This is a genomic window from Pseudomonas profundi (assembly GCF_008638305.1).
GTDB lineage: Bacteria > Pseudomonadota > Gammaproteobacteria > Pseudomonadales > Pseudomonadaceae > Halopseudomonas > Halopseudomonas profundi.
Genome location: NZ_VTPZ01000022.1, coordinates 1 through 16,660, shown reverse-complemented (window position 1 = coordinate 16,660; position 16,660 = coordinate 1). Strand labels below are relative to the sequence as shown.

15 protein-coding genes are annotated in these 16,660 nt (G+C 58.5%); 7 read left to right on the top strand and 8 right to left on the bottom strand.

Annotated elements, in window-relative coordinates; translation table 11 throughout:
- Positions 1 to 209: 209 nt before the first annotated feature.
- The 3 genes from FZE95_RS18825 to FZE95_RS18815 are packed head-to-tail and all read right to left on the bottom strand — an operon-like array spanning position 210 to position 2,114.
- Entirely contained in the window at positions 210 to 1,100 is an 891-nt protein-coding gene (locus FZE95_RS18825; RefSeq protein ID WP_007182547.1) for a carbon-nitrogen hydrolase family protein, read from the bottom strand.
- Entirely contained in the window at positions 1,097 to 1,705 is a 609-nt protein-coding gene (locus FZE95_RS18820; RefSeq protein WP_007182546.1) for a GNAT family N-acetyltransferase, read from the bottom strand. The genes FZE95_RS18825 and FZE95_RS18820 overlap by 4 nt, the downstream gene beginning before the upstream one ends.
- Position 1,706: 1 nt before the next feature.
- The gene (locus tag FZE95_RS18815) at positions 1,707 to 2,114 is read right to left on the bottom strand and encodes a ketosteroid isomerase-related protein (protein WP_017514126.1); all 408 of its coding nucleotides are present in this window, start codon (positions 2,112 to 2,114) and stop codon (positions 1,707 to 1,709) included.
- 154 nt (positions 2,115 to 2,268) lie between these two features.
- Here FZE95_RS18815 and FZE95_RS18810 point away from each other — a divergent pair, with 154 nt between their 5' ends.
- Entirely contained in the window at positions 2,269 to 3,174 is a 906-nt protein-coding gene (locus FZE95_RS18810; RefSeq protein WP_020924945.1) for a LysR family transcriptional regulator, read from the top strand.
- A gap of 150 nt (positions 3,175 to 3,324) precedes the next feature.
- Here the strand turns inward: FZE95_RS18810 and uvrB are convergent, their stop codons facing one another.
- A complete protein-coding gene (uvrB, locus tag FZE95_RS18805; protein ID WP_020924944.1) occupies positions 3,325 to 5,301 on the bottom strand; it encodes an excinuclease ABC subunit UvrB in 1,977 nt (658 codons plus the stop codon).
- Positions 5,302 to 5,794: 493 nt separating this feature from the next.
- Between uvrB and FZE95_RS18795 the strand changes: the two genes are divergently transcribed.
- Positions 5,795 to 7,066, top strand: a complete 1,272-nt coding sequence (locus tag FZE95_RS18795) for an IS4-like element ISPa45 family transposase (protein WP_020924943.1) — start codon at positions 5,795 to 5,797, stop codon at positions 7,064 to 7,066.
- A gap of 257 nt (positions 7,067 to 7,323) precedes the next feature.
- Here the strand turns inward: FZE95_RS18795 and FZE95_RS18790 are convergent, their stop codons facing one another.
- Positions 7,324 to 7,755 carry a DUF488 domain-containing protein gene (locus FZE95_RS18790; protein WP_023835768.1) on the bottom strand — a complete coding sequence of 144 codons (432 nt, stop codon included), beginning with the start codon at positions 7,753 to 7,755 and terminating at the stop codon, positions 7,324 to 7,326.
- A 484-nt stretch (positions 7,756 to 8,239) separates the two neighbouring features.
- On the opposite strand from FZE95_RS18790, the gene FZE95_RS18785 reads away from it, so the two are divergent.
- Together FZE95_RS18785 and FZE95_RS18780 are read left to right on the top strand one after the other, a co-directional pair.
- On the top strand, positions 8,240 to 9,181 hold the full coding sequence (locus FZE95_RS18785) for a LysR family transcriptional regulator (protein WP_060765353.1): 942 nt from the start codon (positions 8,240 to 8,242) through the stop codon (positions 9,179 to 9,181).
- A gap of 466 nt (positions 9,182 to 9,647) precedes the next feature.
- Positions 9,648 to 10,862 (top strand): glutathione-independent formaldehyde dehydrogenase, encoded by a 1,215-nt coding sequence (locus FZE95_RS18780; RefSeq protein ID WP_023093406.1) that lies wholly within the window; start codon positions 9,648 to 9,650, stop codon positions 10,860 to 10,862.
- 31 nt (positions 10,863 to 10,893) lie between these two features.
- Here FZE95_RS18780 and FZE95_RS18775 read toward each other — a convergent pair whose 3' ends face one another.
- Positions 10,894 to 11,109, bottom strand: a complete 216-nt coding sequence (locus FZE95_RS18775; RefSeq protein WP_150302348.1) for a hypothetical protein — start codon at positions 11,107 to 11,109, stop codon at positions 10,894 to 10,896.
- A 236-nt stretch (positions 11,110 to 11,345) separates the two neighbouring features.
- On the opposite strand from FZE95_RS18775, the gene FZE95_RS18770 reads away from it, so the two are divergent.
- Entirely contained in the window at positions 11,346 to 12,236 is an 891-nt protein-coding gene (locus FZE95_RS18770; protein ID WP_023103878.1) for a LysR family transcriptional regulator, read from the top strand.
- A gap of 22 nt (positions 12,237 to 12,258) precedes the next feature.
- Here the strand turns inward: FZE95_RS18770 and FZE95_RS18765 are convergent, their stop codons facing one another.
- The gene (locus FZE95_RS18765; protein WP_009459591.1) at positions 12,259 to 12,552 is read right to left on the bottom strand and encodes a helix-turn-helix domain-containing protein; all 294 of its coding nucleotides are present in this window, start codon (positions 12,550 to 12,552) and stop codon (positions 12,259 to 12,261) included.
- Between FZE95_RS18765 and FZE95_RS18760 the strand changes: the two genes are divergently transcribed.
- Both FZE95_RS18760 and FZE95_RS18755 read left to right on the top strand, forming a co-directional pair.
- Complete coding sequence (locus FZE95_RS18760) at positions 12,510 to 13,325, top strand: substrate-binding domain-containing protein (RefSeq protein WP_017514781.1); 816 nt, start codon at positions 12,510 to 12,512, stop codon at positions 13,323 to 13,325. The genes FZE95_RS18765 and FZE95_RS18760 overlap by 43 nt on opposite strands.
- Positions 13,326 to 13,443: 118 nt before the next feature.
- Positions 13,444 to 14,412: a Dyp-type peroxidase gene (locus FZE95_RS18755; RefSeq protein ID WP_020924940.1), complete on the top strand. Its 969-nt coding sequence runs from the start codon at positions 13,444 to 13,446 to the stop codon at positions 14,410 to 14,412.
- A 37-nt stretch (positions 14,413 to 14,449) separates the two neighbouring features.
- On the opposite strand, the gene FZE95_RS18750 is transcribed toward FZE95_RS18755, so the two are convergent.
- Positions 14,450 to 16,393, bottom strand: coding sequence for a tyrosine-type recombinase/integrase (locus FZE95_RS18750; RefSeq protein WP_009876631.1), 1,944 nt, complete (start codon positions 16,391 to 16,393; stop codon positions 14,450 to 14,452).
- Positions 16,394 to 16,660: the final 267 nt, after the last annotated feature.

Here is a 16,660-nt window from a genome sequence, read left to right as displayed (position 1 = left end):
CACAAATTCTGTGCTCTTCGAGCACTATTACAGGCTAGTACAGATTTGTTCCCAAGAAGCGCAAAACATTCAAATCAATGAATATTTCTTGCATGTATCGACAGCATCGGGGCAAGTTCAAAACCGGTCAAACTGGAAAAATCTATGCGCAGATAGATATGGCCTATCTAAGCCAACTCATCGAGCTGAAGCTATCAAGATGAGACCGGCTAGGCGACCTGACGACCCGAGTACCGAGCCTTCCTCAGTGCAGGCAACATCTGGCCGTCCCAGTCACGATCGACCGCAACCTGGGCCTGTTCCTGGTTTCGTTCGAGGGCTTCAACGTCCAGATCAGCAATCGCCCATGTCTGCGTGCCGCAAGTCGTCGCGAGAATGCCATCCTCCGGGAATCCGCGATCCATGGGTGCATAGATCGTGGCCTCGCCAGTATTCGTGTCCAGCGCCGGGCTCCAGTCAGCAGCTCCGGTCGTCACGGCCTGCGCGATGAACATTCGGTTCTCCAGTGCCCGCGCCATGCAGCCCACACGGACCCGGGTTGCACCTGCTTGGGTGTCGGTACAGCTCGGGACCAGCAGCAGGCGCACTCCCGCCTCTCGCTGGGCTCGCACGGGCAATGGAAACTCACTGTCATAGCAAACAGCGATGCCGGCACGCACGCCTTTCAAATCGAACACCTTCAGTTCGTCGCCACCCTCGATGACGCCGGCGTCTTTCTCGAACCCCGTCAACTGCAATTTGTCTTGGTAGTCGCGTGTGCCGTCAGGCGCAAACCACCAAGCCCGGTTGCGGTAGCGGTCCAATCCAACCTGGGTCAAAAACGTACCGGCCTGAATGGTCATGCACAACTCGCGCGACAGGTCGGCATACAGTGCCAGCCACGCAGGCTGCAAGGCCTGCAGCGCGGCCAGAGAGGCGTTGAAATCATGGCGGATGCCAGGCTCGAACGTTGCAGCCAGTTCGAGGGATAGATACTCGGGCAACACGGCCAGTTCCGCCCCGCCACGGCGCGCCTCCTCCAGAACCAGCCGCTGCCGCGCAGCAAATGCCTCGAAGCCCGCGGGCTGACCCACTGAGTATTTCGCAACTGCTACTTTCATTTCGCGTTCTCCAGGGAGTGCAGCCACATCGTGAGCGTCTGCTCGGTTTCGCTCGGCTCACCCACCTGCTTCCAGGGCAGCGTAACCTTCATGTCCGACTGCCGCACGTAGCCGCGACGGGTCCAGAAGGGGTCATTACTGCGGTAGTTGGAAGGACGCCGGAGATCGTCGTCTGCACGATCCACCGACGCGAACGATGCCCACTGCATGCCGCCCAACGAACGGGCATGCGCTTCGCGCTCGTCAAAGAAGCGATGGCCCAGGCCAAGGCCCCGGAAGGCCGGGAGCAGGACTGATTCGCCACAGTAAAACACTGCCTCCACCGGGATTCCTCGATCGGCGAACGGCACATGGAAGGCCGGCTCCGCATCGCCGAGCGGCAACCCCGTGGACGCACCCACGACCACATCATCAGCGAGCGCGAGTACCAGCAGGCTGTCTGCCGAACGGGCGTACATGGCGAGGTAGTGCTTCTCGTATTCGGTGTCGCCCTCGTACAGGTAAGGAAAGCTGCGGAAGACGCTCGCCCGCAGGCCTGCCACGGCATCGAACCATTCGGCAATGTCCGGGCCACGACGAACCAGCACCTGCACGTCGCTGGTCATTTCAGGCGTCCCCTCCAACCTGTGCGATCCAGTCGCCGAGGTTGTAGTAGTTGGTGACACGAGCGATCTTGCCATCGCGGATCTCGAAGAACGCGCCGCCCGGCAGCACGTAGCGCTGGCCCTGGGCTTCCGGCAGCCCGTCGTCCGTCACCTTGTATTCGCCATGCACCACGTACTCCGCGCCTGCACGCAGGCCGTCGGCGCTGACCATCACCACGATCCCGCGCAGTTGCTCGCCATAGCAGCGGTCCATGCGCTGCAGGAAGGCGCGGAAGGCTTCGCGACCGACCTCACGAGCGCCCTGGTTCAAGTCGTGCGCGACGTCATCGGTCAACATTGACAGCATGGCCTCGCGGTCGCCGCGGTTGAAGGCGTCGTAGTAGGCAGTGATGAGAGTCGCAGCGTTCATTCGCGTTCCTTGTTGGGTTGTTCGGAGCGGAGCATTCCGGGGTGTTGTCAGTCTGGGCAACCGCGCTCTCCTTGTATATGGAATTGTTGCGATTTTATAATTCCACAATCTGGAACAATTAACGAGCAGCGAAACCGGCCATGAGGCGTGCGTCATGAACAAAGAAATGGAACTACTGCGCATCTTTCGGGTGGCGGCCGAAAGCAGCAGTTTTCGCGATGCGGCCGTCCGGCTGGGGACTTCTCCGCAAGGTGTAACCCGTGCCATCCAGCAACTGGAGCAACACTACGGCGAGGTGTTGTTTCATCGAAGCACGCGCCAGGTGCGCATCACCGCCTTCGGCGAAGGGCTGCTAGACCAAGTGCGCCCCGCATTGGAGCGGTTCGAGGATCTGTGGCGAACGCCTAGCTCCGACCAGCAGGCCTCTCTGTCCGGTACGGTTCGCATCACCGCACCGCACAGCTTGGGCACCAGAGCGGTGCTACCGGCACTGGAGCGCGTGGCCGCGCGTCATCCCGGCATCACGCTGGATGTGCGCCTGTCCGATCGCATCAGCAATACGGTTGACGAAGGGATTGACGTCGGGATCAGGGTCGGATTCATGCGCGATAGCCGCTTCGTCGCACGCAAGGCCGCCGACATGAGACTCCCCATCGTTGCCGCTCCGCGCCTGATCAAGAAAGTGGGCGTACCTGCAAACATCGATGCGCTAAGCAGCCTGCCAGTTACCGTGGCCTTGGATATCAATACCGGCCGTCCCTGGCCTTGGCACTTCAAGGCGGGACGCCAGTGGACACCTACCGCACCCACTCTCGTCGCCGACAATGCCGACATGGAAATGGGAGCGGCGCTGGCCGGGATCGCGTTCGCGCAACTGGCGGACTACATGGCCGCCCCCTACATTGCCAGCGGGAAGCTCGTGCGAGTGCTGGAGAACGAAGAACCTCCGGCATGGGGGTTGTACGTCTATCGGCCTCAGCGTGGCCCCATTCCGGGAAGGGTTCGAGCGGTATTTGATGAAATGCTGGTCGCCGTTGGATCGTTGCCAGCTTTGCGCTGACACGTCGCAAGACGCTGTAGGGCACACATCTTGGAAAGCGGGGCACTGAGCCTCGGCGGCTCACCCCTCCGGTTGAATGATGAACCGACCGTCTGCCCGCTTGCCCCAGATGCAGATCGGTCGGCCATGCAACCCAATGCCGGCGAACGATTAGATGTAAATGAATTGCCGGTACAACCCATCCAACTGACGACGAATGTCTTCGACGCGCTGCTCGTCACCGGTATCGGTAAATTCGAGTAGCTGCTGTTCCTTGGCAGTGATCTGATCGCAAAGGTCGGACAAGTTCTCGCAGAAAGCCTCGGAATGAACGGTGGGCTCCTCCGTATTCGTCTCTTCCCCTGCTAGTTTTCGCACAGACGAGGCTGGAGAAATCCCATTTTCCTCGTTAAAGGCAATTTGAAGCTGCCTGCGCCTATTGGTCTCATCGATCGCCTGCTTCATCGCCGGCGTCACCGCGTCGGCGTACAAGATCGCCTTGCCGTTTTCATTCCGAGCGACTCGACCGATCATCTGAATGAGCGCATGGGCCGAACGCAAGAACCCTGCACGGTCTGCATCGAGAATGGCAACCAATGATGCCTCTGGAATATCCAGCCCTTCGCGCAAAAGACTAATCCCAATCAAAACATCGAACTCTCCTGCGCGCAGGCCATTGATGATCTCAACACGATCCTCCGCTTTTATGTCCGAATGCATGTAGCGCGCTCGAATCCCGTTGTCCGTCAAGAAATCCGTTAGCTCTTCTGCACTGACCTTCGTCAGCGTAGTCACAAGCACTCGATTCTTTCTCTTCACGCACTTCGATATTTCGGCAAGCAGGTCATCTATGTATCCATCCGCTTTCCGCACTTCAACCTTGGGGTCAAGCAGTCCCGTTGGCCTGATAACCTGTTCGACAACCCTGCCTTTCGACACCCTCAGCTCGTAGTCGCCCGGAGTAGCGGAAACAAAGATGGTCTGAGGCTTGACCTTCTCGAACTCGTCAAAGTTCAATGGCCGGTTGTTCTTCGATGAAGGCAAACGGAACCCGTAATCGATCAGCGTGTCCTTGCGCGCCTGATCCCCCCGGTACATTGCGGATATCTGTGGCACCATGACATGAGATTCATCGACGAACAGCAGCCCGTCTTTCGGCAAATAATCCAGCAACGTGATCGGAGGAGAAGCTGCGTCTCGGTCGCTGAAGTAGCAGGAATAATTCTCCATCCCCGAGCAATAGCCGACCTCGCGCATCATTTCCACGTCATGCGTGATCCGCTCGTACAGCCTGATTGCCTCGACCAAGCGATTATTCCTGTTCAGCTCGGCAACCCGCTCTTCCATATCAGCGAGTATCTTTTTGGATGCAGAATCTATTTTGTTCGTGGGCGGCGCGAAAAGCGTTTTTGGCGAAACCAAATAATGGTCTATCTCTCCCAACGTCTTGCCGGTAACAGGGTCCATCCATTGGACAGACGCAACAGTGTCATCCAACAGTTCCACCCGAACCGCCCTGTACTCGGAATCAGCGGGGAAAATGTCAATCACATCACCTTGGACGCGGAACGTTGCACGCTTGAGAGTGCGCTCCGTGCGATCATATTGCAGCAAAGCCAAGCGACGAATTAGCTCTCTCTGGTTTAGTTTGACCCCAGGGGACAGAGCGATCTGTAGCGCTCGGTATGCATCTGGATCACCCAGGCCGTAGATTGAAGACACCGAAGCGACGACGATCACGTCACGACGCTCAATCAAGGATTTGGTCGTGGACAGGCGCAGGCGCTCAAGGTGGTCATTGATGGCCGAGTCCTTTGGAATGAAACGATCGGTGCCCGGCATATAGATTTCGGGCTGAAAATAATCGTAGTAGGAAACGAAGTACTCGACCGCGTTCTCAGGAAAGAAGTGCTTCATTTCACCATAAAGCTGCGCGGTCAACGTCTTGTTAGGAGCCAAGATCAACGTAGGCCGCTTCAGACGATGAATCACATTGGCCATGGTGAAGGTCTTACCTGAGCCGGTGATACCTTTCAGCGTCTGGTGCGTCGCACCTTCTTCTATGTCCGACAGCAGGCGCGCTATCGCCTCTGGCTGGTCCCCCGCCGGCGTATAGTTGGAGTGCAGAATAAACATACCGGTTGACATTAGATATCTCCTAATTGAGCTACTTCAATTTGTCCTGATGTATCGGCTATTCCAGAAGACCTATAGCAGTACCAAACTGGGGTGTAAATGACGGCGATCCTGCCGCGCCCCACCTGGGCGTAGGCGTCGCCAACATGATAGCCCAGCACATGGGCGGGCTTCCCAGTGCATATCCGCCGATCGCCACGACGTCAGCCAGCGGCCCGTCTGCCAATGCACCTGGAGCCACTCGCCTCGTTGAGCGCTGACATCGAGCCGTGGCGGGCGAGGTTGCTCTGTACGCCCAATGTGTGGCGCCGGCTCCCGCCGATACGCGCCTTTGTCTCTCTCAGCCCTCCAGACGAGGCGTTGGAAACGTGGAGCTACGTCAATGTCATCAACTTAAGGAATTTTTCCTATAAATATCATATAATTAGCGCTAAATTCAGCGCATAGGAGAAACCCTTTTGGCCCCTCATTCCACACCGTTTGACACCGCCCAGCAAACCCTGGCTTGAAAATTGTACAAAAAATAACCAGTCAGCTCGATTGTCCCGACTTCATCGATACCCACCGCCAGCGCCCTCACGACTTTACCCGCCGACGCCAACTGACCTTCAAGAACCTCGTCCTGTTTTTGCTCAATCAGCCACGCACCGCCCTGCAAACCGAGCTCGATCAGTTCTATCGCGTGCTCAACCAGGCCTCGGCCGAGACCCAGGTGGTCACCGCGCAGGCCTTCAGCAAGGCGCGCGGCAAGCTCAAGCCCGAGGTCTTCGAGAGCCTCAACCAAACCCTTCAGCAACAGCTCGACAGCCTCGGGCTGCGCCAGACGTGGCGCGGGTTACGGGTACTCGCCGTGGACGGCTCGACCGTCCATTTACCGCTGGAGTCGGTCATGACGCGCTTTTTCGGCTGCCATAGCGAGTTTCCCGTTGCCCGTCTGTCCATGCTCTACGACGTCGCCGACGGCCAGACGCTACACAGCCTGATCGTGCCATCCGCAGTCGGCGAGCGCGATTGCGCCCATCTGCACCTCGAGCATCTGCCCGCTGACAGCCTGACGTTGTTTGATCGCGGCTACCCCGGACACTGGCTGTTTGCGCTGTTCGAGCAGCACCGGCGACATTTCCTGATGCGCCTGCCGTGTGGCTACAACGCGCAGGTCAAACAGTTTCTCCGCTCGGGGCAGACAGAAGACACGCAGTTCTTCTCTGCCAGTCATCCCGAGGCGCGCCTGTTCTGTACCGAGGCCGGCGTCGATCCCGCGGGCCGGGTCGAATTGCGCCTGATCCGGGTCGAGCTAGCCAGCGGTGAAAGCGAAGTGCTGCTGACCTCCCTGCTGGATCGACAGGCCTTCCCGGCCGAGGTGTTCGCGGATCTTTACCACCGCCGCTGGGGCATCGAAACGGACTACCGCCGCCTCAAGCAGACCCTCTGCCTCGACAACTTTAGCGGCCGTAGCGTGACGGCCGTGAAGCAGGACTTTCATGCCGGGCAACTGCTGAAAAACCTAGCGCTGCTGATGCAACATCTGCTGCAACCGGTCATCGAGCAGCGCCACAAAGGCCGCAAGCTGCGCTGGAAGGTCAACTTCACCCAAGGGGTGTCACGCCTCAAGAACACCCTGGTCGACCTGCTGGTACGCCCCGGTGTGCAGGGGCTGGCCAACGTGATGGAGTTGATGGCCAACAGCCTCAGCGCTGTGCGCCCGGGCCGCAGCTTCCCGCGCCAGCGTATGCGCCTGGCCAGTCGCGGCTGCGAGGGCTACAAACCGACGCGCTAAGAACAAGCAGCACCCGAACTGCACCGCAAAAAAGCTGGCCAGACAGCGGCCGGCACGCGCTCGCCCGGAAAACGAGAAATCCCGCCCGCCGAGGCGAACCGGCATCCATTAAGCTGGCGTCTGGGTCGCACATGCGCTGAACTGGGGAGCAAAACCAGTGAAGGCACTGCTGCAACCGCGCGTCCAAGCCCCGGGATTTCTTGCCCCGGCCAGGGCTGGGGGCTTAAGTTGATGACATTGGGAGCTACGTCGCCCCTCTAAAGATGCACGATCTCAACATTCGGCCATTTGCCTGCAAGGTACTCGGCCACTAGCCTCCGATGGCAGTGATGGGGCTTGTCTTCGCTGCAAAGCAGGCAACTGTTATCAATCTTTTCTTTATCGATTGACTCAATCTTTCGGGACGACATTAAATCCAGAAATTTACTGGCGTAGATATCCCAATCTCCCCCTTTTATTTTATATTCCTCGAACATGTCTTTGGTTGGAGCAAGTGCTGGTAGATGTTCATATTCCATCCCACACAACGCCTCGGAAAAATATCGAAGATCCTCGCGTTTAGCGAATCCGGCCAATTGCGAAACATTATTCAGGCGAACATCGACAAGGCGCTTGGCACCAGAAGCACTTAACTTGGTGAAGAAGGACCGCGCGGAGGTCTTAGTGAATCCAATCGTGAATATCTTCATCTGCCTTATTCCCCTCGTTCCTTCATCCATAAATGGCTGTTATTGAGCTACCGCCAGGCATGCCCGTCAATCGCAGCTAAGGAAACGCTGGGGGCATGGTGTACTAGCTGCGCCACAACGGCCATGGCAGGCTCCATTCTCTCGCCGCTTCAACGGCCACGACCCGAACAGCTCAAGAGCTTAGCACCGCCTTTTGCGGTTGCGTGCCTCACCACTCACGCTTACTCCCTTCCAGAACGCGCCAACTGCTAAGCTACATGAGGACGACTCGCCCACAGCGCAAAGCACCTGTGTTCGCGCTATTGGCTGTCCCGTGCGTTGTGGTGCTGACCGTCGATGACGAGTCGAACCTACTGTATGGACACTGCGCGCGGCAGCCTTTCATGCGTGCCAGCTACGTGCCCAAGGTTGGACGCGGATCGAAGCGTGCGCAGGGTTTTTCGTGAAAGTATAAAATCCAATCAACTTTATCAGAAGAAAATATATGATCGTAAGAAACTTTGAATACTTGCTTGCTTTGCACCGTGAAGGCCATTTTGGCAACGCGGCCAAAAGCTGCAATGTTTCTCAGCCGACACTCTCCGCGGGCATTAAGCAATTGGAGGAAGACATGGGTGTCGAGATCGTGCGTCATGGCCGACGCTATGACGGCCTCACTTCTGAAGGGATGCGCGTACTGTCTTGGGCTCAGCAGATGTATGACGTCTGCAAAGGGCTGGAGCGAGAACTCTCCGCACTACGGCGAGGTATAGAGGGGCAATTCCGGCTAGGGATACTCCCAGGAACTGCCGGTGTAGCGCCCACATTAAGCATCGCCCTTGCTGAAAAAACACCCTTACTTCAACAATCAGTTCTGGTTTCCGGCGCTTCTTCCCTGCTACAGGCGATTCGAGAAAACAATTTGGATATCGCACTCATGCATTTGGAGGATATCCCAGGGGAAGACTTCGATACTCACCTTCTGTACCGTGAACGCATTTTCCTTTTTCACGCCGCGAGAACACAGCAACCCCGAAGCACAACGTGGGACCATGTTCTCAATAGACAACTCTGCGTGCTGAACTCGGCAGTACCTGAACCCATTCAAGATAGGCTGATGCAATGTACCGCGCAGACTATTCGCACTGATTCAATTGACGTGCTATCGGCACACGTGGCGACAGGAAAATATTCGGCAGTTCTTCCGCAATCTCTCGCCGGCCAACTCGCGCACATTCCAAATCTCCACGCAATCGCAATCAATGGACCAATGTCGCACTCAAATGTCGGATTCGTTGCTGGGAAAAATGCGTTCGAGGCACCGTCATCGCGTGCATTGCTCGAAATGGTGCACACCCCCGAACTCGCCGCCACTCTTCAATCCGTTATATCGATCCATCGTCGGTTCCAGCCCAAAGCAGACTCATCTCAAAGCCCCCTGAAATAGCGAGTCTTGAAGAGCAACTCTGTATTGCTTCAACCAGGCGAAGATTGCAGGCATGCCGTGTGCGCCGCTAACAGGCGCCACGTGCTGAGCAACCCATCGAAGGCCACTAGGTCCAGGGGCAACTCGGGGGGCAGGAGTACCTGCTGCATGCGGCCTCCTCATGTCTCGCTGGGTCGAGCTGACTGTTCCTAGATCAAGCTAGGAGGCGCGATGTAGCGATGATCGTTGCCCTCTCCCGGCTAGGAGACGAGCACGGCTCGACGATCCCGCGTAGATAGATCGTGCCTATCTGCACATAGATTATTCCAGTTTGACCACTTCTGAGCTTGATCCGATGCTGTCAAGACCGCAGAAGGAGACGCGACCAACGGCTAGGCAATACCACGATCGTTCTTCTTGACAGCGGTAAATTTCGTTTCCCACTTCGATTTAGAAGATGGAAACATTAACGCACAGAGGTGACGAAATGACTCCGACCGGTAACCGAATCGTGACTTTCGAGAAGCCCTTGGAAATGAAGGTCAACACCTTCAAATTTCCAGAGCTGATAACCCCTCAAGGGAAAAGCGCACCCCATGGCGCTATCCTCAAAATAGTTACCACAAATATCTGTGGCAGCGACCTTCACATTTATCGCGGTTCGTTTGCTGTTCCCAAGGGAATGACCATGGGCCATGAAATGACCGGCGAAGTGATCGAAGTGGGATCAGACGTCGAAGTCGTGAAGAAGGGCGACATCGTTTCCGTTCCCTTCAATGTGGGGTGTGGGCGTTGCTACAACTGCAAGCATATGCGCTCCGATGTATGCGAGAACACCAACCCCGAAATCGACTGCGGAGCCTACGGGTTCAACCTCGGTGGCTGGACGGGGGGGCAAGGTGATTATCTCTTCGTACCGTATGCGGATTTCAATCTCCTTCGCTTCCCTGACAAGGATGCCGCCATGGAAAAAATCCGCGACCTGACCCTTCTCTCTGACGTATTACCCACAGCTTTCCATGGGTTCGCTGGCCCAGACTGGCCAGCCGCGCCGGCCTACGTCGTCGGCGAAAACATCCTGATCTTCGGTGCCGGGCCGGTCGGCAGAGCGGGTGCCGCCTGCGCCAGACTTCTGGGTGCAGGCGCCATCATCGTTGCCGATTACATTCAAGAGCGGCTGGACCTTCTCAAGCCACACGGCGTGGAAACCATCAACCTTTCCGACGGCGTGCCGATCGAGGAGCATCTCGAACGCATTACCGGGCACAGGGAGGTGGATCGCGTCATCGACTATGTTGGTGTGGACTGCCGCGGGTTTGGCGCGGAGGCTGACAAGATCGTGGAGAGCGCTGTTACCAACGCAATGCTCAAATATGTCCGCTTCGGCGGAATGACCAGTACGGTCGGTGTGTACTGCGCAAACCCGATCTCGAAAGACCCGAAAGCCAAGAAAGGCCATATGGATCTGGAATGGTCCAACGCCTGGATCAAGTCGCCGCGAATGTCGGCTGGTCAATCTCCGACGGCCAACTACAACCACGCGTTAATGCGGGCGATACTGAACGATCGCATGCCTTACCTTTCGCCGATGATGAACACTAAGTTCATCAAGCTCGAAGACGCGCCCGCCGCGTACAAAGAGTTCGACGCGGGTTCTGCATACAAGTACGTCATCGACCCGCATGGTTCAGTGCGGCATTAAGCATCCGGCGCGGGCTAAGCATCAGGATGTCTCACACTTTCTGGTGAGAGGCATTCTGGTCCCGCCAGTCTCCGGGCAGCAACTGGAGCCGGCGAATATTTTCGCCGGCATTTGCCGTCTGCCCCAGGGTACTTGCCTTGGCTCGGACCAGGAGCAGAGCCTCAGCAATCCGCAGGTGATGATCAACCGCAAGCGTGTTCAAGCGCTTGGTTCGCAATCGGCCAAGGGTCAGACGGGGACGATGCACGGCATCCATTGACGTGCGTGGCTGGAGATAGCCTTCGTCTGATCCTTATCACCCCACGGACTTGACAGGCTCGCCTGGTGTTGTGCCTGCCTCGGGCCATCGCACGGTCAACCCAGCCCTGGCTCATTCAGCCAGAAGTTTCCAATGATGTGGCCGAACTCGCCGCCGCCAGAATGGCAGTCACTTCTATAGGGAGATAGCACAGTGTTGGATAAGTCGGAACGGGAGGGTGGCCTATGGAGCTGCGCCATCTTCGCTGCTTCGTAGTTCTTGCTGAGGAGCTACATTTCACGCGGGCGGCTGAGCGCCTGCATATCGAACAACCACCGCTATCACGAGCCATCAAGGAACTTGAGGACGAGTTGGGCGTAGTGCTCTTCGACCGAAACCGACGAGGAACAGTTCTAACGGCGGCGGGCGCGGTCTTCTTGCAAGATGTTCGCCGTCTATTCACAGTGCTGGAACAGGCTCGTGAAAATGCCAAGGCTGTGGCATCGGGCTTGCGCGGTAGCCTGCGCATCGCTGTATCAGATGGGGCTATCGATCCACGGCTGTCGGCATTTCTGGCTCGTTGCCGCGCCGAGGAGCCGGAGATCGAAATACGCTTGTCAGAAGTGCCTCTGGCAGAGCAAGTGCGTGGCTTGCGTTCGGGCGACTTCATGATCGGGTTCGCGCACACGGGCGATGTCGGCGACGGTATCGCTGCCGAACCAATCTGGCACGACCCGCTGGTGATTGCGGTGCCAGCTCGTCACTCATTGCTCACCTACAAGGAGGTGCCACTTCAAGAACTTCAAGGCCATCCACTTGTCCTGTGCGACCCGCAGGTATGCGAGGGCTATTGCCGCGAACTCAAGCGGCTGCTCAACACGTTGGAGCACAAGCTGAATGTTGTCGAGGAAGTGTCCTCGCTGGACATGATGCTCACGTTGGTCGGCGCCGGCTACGGCATCGGCTTCATGACGGCGACCAAGATTCCCATCTCCCAACGGCCGGATGTGGTGATCCGCCCCTTGGCGATGGATTCTGCCGTGATCACCACCTACCTGCTTCGGCCCGACGGCGGCAATTTATCGGCTTCGGTGGAGCGATTTATCGTTCGCCTTCGCGACTCTTCGGACGGTTGACGGAGCCTGGCAGGCTAGACACTCAGGGATCAGTGTCGGCACGCAGATTGCGTTCGGTCGCCGTCATCAGGTCAGCCGCGCTTATTCCAAGTGCCGTAGAAATTTTCAGTATGAGCGGAAGCGTGGGCACGTGCTCACCACGCTCGATCTTACCCATGTGAGAACGCGAAATGCTTGCCCGAGATGCGAACTCGTCTTGCGCGACTCCTTGAGCGACGCGCGCAGCGCGCACGGCCTGTCCGAAGGCTAACGCCGACTCGGATTCATACGTCGATGTGCCAGAAGGACGGCCTGGCTGAATTGTTGATTTCTGCATTAGCAGAAGCGTCAAACAATCTGCCACAATTAACCACGTTAAAGATAACGACGTTAAACTTCACTCTTTCCTGCAACGCTGGTTTGCCTTTCTGGACAGATCGCTTATTGGGGGCCCTCATGCATGACGCCACCAGCCAGTTTTCCCATTTCAGGCTTGCTATCGCGCCCGGAGTGCCATCCTCTTGCCTCACAACGCTTCTTGCCCTACAGCGCGCGGAGGAACCAGAAGTCACCATCACGTTCTTTGAGACCTCAGCCGATGATCTGTTGACGGGCCTTGAGGAAGGCCGCTACGACGCTGGAATGACGCTTCGGAACGCTGGTGCTCCGGCCGTGAAAAGCCAACCGCTCTGGGTGGAGAACGTGGCTGTTGCAGTGCCGCTGGGGTCCCCCTTAGTTGCCCAGGCGAAGATCACGCTTGCCGAGCTTCTGGACTATCCGGTGTTTCGCTGGCCGGCGGAGGCTTGCCTACTGCTGGATCAGCGACTGTCCTTTCTTCCGTTGAGCCAGCAGAGCATTCAGCACGTGACTTCGTTCGAGATGATGGCGCTTTGGGTGACCGCTGGCTACGGAGTGGGGCTCTCCGCGCAATCGCGCATTGAGCGTGCCCATGCGTGGGGGATCACTATGCGACCGCTTTCAGACGGCCCCTACGAGATCGTGACATATCTGCAGCGGCCCCACGGACGAGCCAATGTTGTTTCTGAGCGGTTCGAGCACAGGGCAATGTTGGTTGCCAGGGACAGGGCGGCTTGCTCGAATACCCCATAGCCCGCTCTCGCCGAGGCTGCGTGCGGGTAATTGCAGCGGCACGCGCCTGTTAGCGCGCCAGTGATAGCGCTTCCATCTCTGGCAATATGATGAATTAACATGGTCTTTGGAGGCACGAATGGTTGGAAGTGGTTGGGATCGAGTACCAATTGACTCGCAAAGCATCGATGCGCCGCTGTCGCGCGCGGCGGTGTTTCTCACGTTGACAGTCGCCGAGGGCCACGAGGCCCTTCAGGCGGTCGCCGGCGTCTTGGACGGGCTGGACGACCTGATCAAAACGGTGGGCTTCCGCGATCTCAACGGCCGGCTGTCGTGCATCACTGCACTGGGATCGGCGCTATGGGACCGTTTCCAGACCGGGAAGCGCCCGAAGGAACTACGGCCCTTCGTGCCCATCGAGGGTGCCAAGCACACCGCGCCTGCCACGCCCGGCGACCTGTTCTTTCACATCCGTGCCGAACGCGAGGACCTCTGTTTTGAATTCGAGCGCCTGCTGCTGGACCAACTGGGCAGCAGCGTGACGGTGGCCGACGAGGTGGTCGGTTTTCGCTACTTCGACTCCCGCGACCTGCTTGGCTTTGTCGATGGCACGGCCAACCCGACCGGGCACGACATCGGCGCCTCGACGCTGGTCGGCAGTGAAGATCAGGCGTTCGCCGGCGGCAGCTACTTGGTGGTGCAGAAGTATCTGCACCAAATGCAGCCGTGGGCTCGGCTCGCCAAGGACGAGCAAGAGCGGATCATCGGCCGGGAGATCGTCAGCAATGTCGAATTGCCCGACGCGACGAGCGGCCAGAAATCGCACAAGACCCTCGCCACGATCGTGGACGACGACGGCACCGAGCACGACATCCTGCGCGACAACATGCCCTTCGGCCGCCCCGGCCAGGGCGAATATGGCACCTACTTCATCGGCTACTCCAGGCATCTGTGGGTGACGCAGAAGATGCTGGAGCGCATGTTCCTCGGCGATCCGCCAGGCATGCACGACCGCCTGCTCGATTTCTCGACGGCGCACACCGGCGCCGTGTTCTTCGCTCCCGCACCGCGCACGCTGAGCGAACTCGTGGAGGCGGTGCAAGCGTAATGCAGGGGCCGCAAGGCCCCTGCAAGGTTTGAGAGCCCTATGCTCCGTCTAGAACTACTGCGCTATCCACCAGCCGACGAACGCTTTGCCGCACATCCTCGGGGATGGGGTACGGGGCAATGGCCTCGGGCATATCCGCATAGTGCTGGTAGTCGCCCATGATGACCTGGATGATCGCCGGCACGTTGGTCGGCGTGACCGCATCAATGGCCGCGCGGTCCCCCAGGTCAGGGTGCGGCTGGGTCAGCATGCGGTACAGATCCCACGAATCCGCGTGCGGGCACTGGTTCATGAGCACCTGGGCCAGCTTGTGCTTGAGCGGCACCAGTTGCCAATCGGGAACACGCTGCCCCCGATTGCCCAAACTGATGGACAGCAACTTGCCCGCTTTCAGTTCGCGGTTGATCTGGTCCTTGGACTTTCCGGCCAGCTTGCCGAACAGCGGGACCGGCAAGCTGCTTGGAGACTCGTAGATGGTCAGCATTTCCTCGCGCTCGCGCTGGATCGCGGACACTTCCGGCTCTGGGGCATGCGTCGGAGGCGGCGGTACCTGAGACAGCCGCTGGAACGTGATGCCGCCGTTGCTCGGGGTTACGACAATAGGCGTGGCCACGACGGGCGGGACGCCGGGAGGAGTGGGCTCGGCCATCGCGAGGGTCGCATCCACCGCTTCCTCCACTTCTGCCATCGCCGGCACCCCGTCGATACGGATGGTCAGATGCGCGCTCGCGGCTTCCACTTCGCCCTGTTCGAGCAGGTCGAGCCGATCGGCCCAGTCCTGCATCATCCGACGGCGCGGCTCAACGTACTTGGCGTGGTTGTAGGACGAACTCACCTTGTTGGGGTCGGAATGGGAAAGCTGCGCGTCCACCCAAATCTTCGGGTAGCCAATCTCGTTGAGCGCCGTCGAGATAGTGCCGCGGATGCCGTGGCCGGTCAGGCGCCCCTCATAGCCCATGAGCTGCACGGCCTTGTTGAGGGTGTTCTCGCTGATGCGCTTCTTGAGTTCGCTGCGGTGTGACAGCAAGTACTTCTGCGCCGGCCGCATCACCCCCAGGAGATAGCGCACGATCTCGATGGCCTGCAGGGATAGCGGCACGATATAGGGGGGCACATCCTGCGGCCGCTTCCCTGCCTTGCGCATTTCATCCTGGAGCTGCTTGACGATCTGCGGTGGGATGATCCACAAGCCCCTGTCGAGGTCGAACTGTTCGGGTTCGGCCAATCGCAGTTCGCCGGTGCGCACCCCGGTCAGGAACAGCAGCCGGACGCCAAGCTGGGTCTGCCAGCCACGGGGGTTGTAGAGCCGGAGCTTCTGGAGGAACTCGGGCATCTCGGGCAGGTGCAGGTAGGGATTGTGGGCTACGGGGGGCTTGGGCTCTGCCACCACGTCCAGGTCGGCGGCCGGGTTGACTTCCAACCCCTCGGCAATGACCAGGGCATAGCGGAACAACTGGTTGAACCAGGTGCGGACCTTCTCGGCGGTGGTGAACGCCTTGCGTTTCTCGATCGCCGCCAAGACGCCCAGGAGTTGGGGGCGGCGAATGTCGTAGATCGACATTCTTCCCAGGGTGGGCAACACGTCCTTGTTGAAGATGCGCAGGATCTGCGACAGCGTGCTTTGACGGCCTTCCTTGAGTTCCTTGCGGCGATGCTCGACCCAGGCATCGAAGACGGTCTTGAAGGTGTATTCGCCCGCCAGCTTGGCCGCGTGCCGTTTCTGGTCGCGCTCGACCTGAGGATCGATCCCCCTGGCGAGCAGGGCCTGGGCCTTGTCTCGCTCGATCCGGGCCTCGCGCAGGCTGAGAGCAGGATAGCCGCCCAGGCACAGGCGCTTTTGCTTGCCCAGCCAGTAGTAGCGGAATTGCCATGACTTGCCGCCTGCGGCTGAGACCATCAGGCCCAGGCAGTCGTTGTCGGAGAGGGTGTAGCGTTTTCCGGTGGTCTTCGCCTGCCGGACGGTCAGATCAGAGAGCGCCATTTCGAGACTCCTAAGTAATGACTTAGGCCCTATGCTCGTCATGGTCCCCGCTCAGCCCCAGCAACTATCCGGTAGCCGACCCACCCGTATTCTTGTGCCTTATTTGGTCACTCAAAAACGGTAGCTGTGGGTGGATTTCCGTGGCACTCGCTGGAATGAAAAAAGGAGCCGAAGCTCCTTTTTTCAATGACCTACAGACCCCAGTAGAAGTCTGTGGATCAAAATTTGGAGCGGGAAACGAGACTCGAACTCGCGACCCCGACCTTG

What these genes read in the sequence shown, in the direction of transcription:
- FZE95_RS18825 (WP_007182547.1), bottom strand. Translation starts at nt 1,100, where the DNA reads ATGAAAGTAGCAGTTGCGAAATACTCAGTGGGTCAGCCCGCGGGCTTC.
- FZE95_RS18820 (WP_007182546.1), bottom strand. Translation starts at nt 1,705, where the DNA reads ATGACCAGCGACGTGCAGGTGCTGGTTCGTCGTGGCCCGGACATTGCC.
- FZE95_RS18815 (WP_017514126.1), bottom strand. Translation starts at nt 2,114, where the DNA reads ATGAACGCTGCGACTCTCATCACTGCCTACTACGACGCCTTCAACCGC.
- FZE95_RS18810 (WP_020924945.1), top strand. Translation starts at nt 2,269, where the DNA reads ATGAACAAAGAAATGGAACTACTGCGCATCTTTCGGGTGGCGGCCGAA.
- uvrB (WP_020924944.1), bottom strand. Translation starts at nt 5,301, where the DNA reads ATGTCAACCGGTATGTTTATTCTGCACTCCAACTATACGCCGGCGGGG.
- FZE95_RS18790 (WP_023835768.1), bottom strand. Translation starts at nt 7,755, where the DNA reads ATGAAGATATTCACGATTGGATTCACTAAGACCTCCGCGCGGTCCTTC.
- FZE95_RS18785 (WP_060765353.1), top strand. Translation starts at nt 8,240, where the DNA reads ATGATCGTAAGAAACTTTGAATACTTGCTTGCTTTGCACCGTGAAGGC.
- FZE95_RS18780 (WP_023093406.1), top strand. Translation starts at nt 9,648, where the DNA reads ATGACTCCGACCGGTAACCGAATCGTGACTTTCGAGAAGCCCTTGGAA.
- FZE95_RS18770 (WP_023103878.1), top strand. Translation starts at nt 11,346, where the DNA reads ATGGAGCTGCGCCATCTTCGCTGCTTCGTAGTTCTTGCTGAGGAGCTA.
- FZE95_RS18760 (WP_017514781.1), top strand. Translation starts at nt 12,510, where the DNA reads ATGTGCCAGAAGGACGGCCTGGCTGAATTGTTGATTTCTGCATTAGCA.
- FZE95_RS18765 (WP_009459591.1), bottom strand. Translation starts at nt 12,552, where the DNA reads ATGCAGAAATCAACAATTCAGCCAGGCCGTCCTTCTGGCACATCGACG.
- FZE95_RS18755 (WP_020924940.1), top strand. Translation starts at nt 13,444, where the DNA reads ATGGTTGGAAGTGGTTGGGATCGAGTACCAATTGACTCGCAAAGCATC.
- FZE95_RS18750 (WP_009876631.1), bottom strand. Translation starts at nt 16,393, where the DNA reads ATGGCGCTCTCTGATCTGACCGTCCGGCAGGCGAAGACCACCGGAAAA.